The sequence below is a fragment of the Alteromonas sp. 14N.309.X.WAT.G.H12 genome (genome assembly GCF_036697315.1).
GTDB lineage: Bacteria > Pseudomonadota > Gammaproteobacteria > Enterobacterales > Alteromonadaceae > Alteromonas.
The window spans coordinates 50,705-53,979 of the sequence record NZ_JBAHZB010000003.1; the positions used below are offsets into that span (position 1 = coordinate 50,705).

The following is a 3,275-nucleotide window of genomic DNA, read 5'->3' on the forward strand; positions in this document are numbered from 1 at the left end:
CCTATAGCGGTGATTCGATCCAGCGTGGAACTACTCCATAAATTTCAGGAGAAGTCGCCGGGGCTGGGAAGCAATGCTATCAAACGAATTGAACATGCCTCTCATACCATGACCAGTCTTACCGAAACCTTGTTGTGGTTGGGAAGGGACGATACGGATAGTTTGGTGGGTAAAAAAATACAGCCGGGGGCCTTGTTAGTTAAATTGATTGGTGAGCTTTCCTATCTATTGGACGGTAAGCAGGTGTCGATCACCACTGAAACCGATGAAACCATGTTGTCGTTGCCGGCGACGGCAACCCGTATTGTACTTGGAAATTTGATCCGTAACGCGTTTCAGCATACCCAGCAAGGCGAGGTACATGTTATCCAATCTGGCACTAAGATCCGCATTGATAACAGTGAAATATTCGAAGACGGGGAGTCCTCGACGGATAATGAAAACTCTGGTTATGGCTTGGGATTACAGCTGGTTCATCGGATCACTGAAAAGCTTGATTGGGACTACCAACAGACCTTTACGGCCGGTGGCAGTCAGGTGAAAATCGGTTTGAAATCATCTAAATAAGATGACTATGCTATAGTGTCTTTCTCTTTTTCGGATTACTTGGCGTAAGCGTGAAAACAGTCAGCTTATTTGTTGATGTGCAAAATGTGTATTACACCGTGAGAAGCGGCTTTAAACGCCACTTCGATTACAATCGGTTTTGGGCCATGGCGACAACAAATCGGCAGGTGCTTAGCGCGTCTGCTTACGCGATAGACCGCAACGATGACAAGCAAAAGCAGTTTCAAAATATTCTAAGAGCTATAGGTTTTGAGGTTAAATTGAAGCCTTTTATTCAGCGCGCCGACGGCTCGGCTAAAGGCGACTGGGATGTGGGCATTACCTTAGATGTGATGGAAGCGGCATCGGTGTCTGACATCATTGTATTGGTTTCCGGCGATGGAGATTTTGATTTGCTGGTTCAGCGGGCCCGACAATTACACAACTGCGAGGTGGAAGTGTATGGGGTGGAAGCGCTCACCGCTGACAGCCTGATCCGCTCGGCCGATCGCTTTATACCCATTCGGGATCCCCTGCTGCTTTAAGAAAGACGAAAAAGGCATCATCGCGCTTTTTTTGTGCATCAAGCGGGATGATGCACAATGACGTCGTTTGGCTTGTTTGCTTGCTGTCGCTTGGCCTTTTTCAGGGGGGGGCATAGATCGTCATTATTGTAGTAAACGATACATTCGAGACACTGTACACATTCGTTATAGTTGATTTCGCCCTTAGGCGTAATGGCCTTGATGTCACATTTGTGATGACACAGGGTACAGGGGTTTCCGCAGGCTTTGCGTCGTGTTAGCCATTCGCCAGCATGAAAGTAACCCAGTATGGCAAGTCCACCGCCTAAAGGGCATACATAACGGCAGTAAAATTTATTGATCCACAAACCTGCTGCCAGTAGCGCCAGTGCGTAGAGAACAAAGGGCCAGTAGCGCACAAACTGCAAAGTAATGGCGGTTTTAAAGGGCTCGACTTCTGATGCAACTTCCGCCACCCGTAAAGAGGTAAAAGAGGCAATAACAAGGCCAGCAAGAATGCCGTATTTTATCCACCATAATTTACTATGGATTTCATAGGGGACTTTTTTCTGCCGTATACGGCATTTTTTGGCTACCCATCCCACCATTTCCTGTAGTGCGCCGAAGGGGCATAGCCAGCCGCAAAAAATACCGCGACCCACTATAAATAGACTCACAAAGACATAGCTCCACAAAATGAAGAGTATGGGATCCATGAGATAAACCTGGATATCAAACCCTTTTGTCAGACTTTGCAAAATGGGATAAATGTTCACCACCGATAACTGGCCTTGCCATAACCAACCAATAAAAATCAGGGTATAGCTTAAAAAGCCCCAGCGAACATAGCGAAATAGGGTTTCATGGGCTGATAACTTGTGCTGAAAAATAAAGATAAAGGTAACCAGTATTAGGCTGACAACCAGTACGCAGATATCCACCAGTCGATTCTCCCAGATGCGCACCCAAGGTGGCTTGGGTGCCATCGTTTCTTCGGGGGCAGCAAAATCAAATAAATCGGCGGGCAACTGATAATCATCAGTAAGATGTAATTGGCTGCGTATGAGATGGTTGCGGGCAACATCAATGTTCAAATTCAAGGTCATGGTTTCGCCAGGATTAAAACCAGACTGGGTATTAACCACGAATACCTGTAGGTTTTTCTTTACCGGCATGGATGGGCCGAGGGCTTGTTCGGCATAGCTGTAAAAATTCAAATCCCGCATGGGAAACGGAAGGCCATCTTGGGATAAGGAAATGCGATTAGCCACGGTGCCGGGTTTAAAGTCGGGCTCCAAATAATCGAAAAAACCCTCGTACATCAGTAAAAAGGCTTGTTCATTGGGTTTGAGAATGTCCATGAGCCGTTGATATTCACTTTGCCCAAGTAAGTTTTTACCGATGGTGGGGGCATTCAAATAGGCGTAATAAAGGGTAAATGTATTACCTTGTTCAAGGTGAAATGTTCCGTAGGGAAAATTTTCAAGATCGCCACCCAAGCCATTTTCAAAGGTTTCCCGCGACATATCCCAGCGTCGTACTAAGCCTTCATCTAGCAAAGCCTGAAAGTTTTTTGGGGTAAATGTTTGTTTGGGTGTAGCGGTGGGCGTGGTGGCGAAACCTGACAGCAACCGACGGGCCACCTGTAATGACGATAGCAAAACCGTATCGTTGATAACGATCACCGATACGGTGGCTTTGGTGACGCCATCGACATGCACAGTGGTGGGATCATCAAGGTTGTTTTTGGCCGCTGAATCGACGATGACACGCTGGCCTACATTGATGCCTTTATATTGTCCGATGAAGGTGTCTAAGGGTTCGGGTCCTAACCCGTGTAGAAAGATAGGCTCATGATGAGAAAGAATTCGGATCCCTTTGATTTCCCCCTTTGTATCAATACCAATGAGCAGGTTGACTCTATCGCCGGAAAATCCCGGTAAATCAACCAGATCATTGCTTTGGAAAACGTAACCTAGCAATTCCTGTAGTTGATAAATGGGCTGTACCGGTAAGTCAGCTTGCTTATCACCAATAATGGTGGCTTTAGGAAAAATCGATCGTATCAGTGATTCATCTACCTTATTTTCTTGTGCAAAAACCGTTATTGCAAATAAACCCACAAAGAAAAGCGACAGTACACGCAAAAAAGTAAGGTGCATAAATCCCATGTTCACATCCTCAAAAAAGGGCTGGTGTTAGGTT

The 3,275-nt window shown here is 46.0% G+C and carries 2 protein-coding genes and 1 pseudogene; 2 read left to right on the forward strand and 1 reads right to left on the reverse strand.

What is annotated here, in order from left to right:
- Together V5298_RS02705 and V5298_RS02710 are read left to right on the forward strand one after the other, a co-directional pair.
- Positions 1 to 567: pseudogene (locus V5298_RS02705) on the forward strand (HAMP domain-containing sensor histidine kinase); the annotation flags it as partial.
- 50 nt (positions 568 to 617) lie between these two features.
- Positions 618 to 1,091: an NYN domain-containing protein gene (locus tag V5298_RS02710; protein WP_332929929.1), complete on the forward strand. Its 474-nt coding sequence runs from the start codon at positions 618 to 620 to the stop codon at positions 1,089 to 1,091.
- A 38-nt stretch (positions 1,092 to 1,129) separates the two neighbouring features.
- Here the strand turns inward: V5298_RS02710 and V5298_RS02715 are convergent, their stop codons facing one another.
- Positions 1,130 to 3,241 (reverse strand): 4Fe-4S binding protein, encoded by a 2,112-nt coding sequence (locus tag V5298_RS02715; RefSeq protein WP_332929930.1) that lies wholly within the window; start codon positions 3,239 to 3,241, stop codon positions 1,130 to 1,132.
- Positions 3,242 to 3,275: the final 34 nt, after the last annotated feature.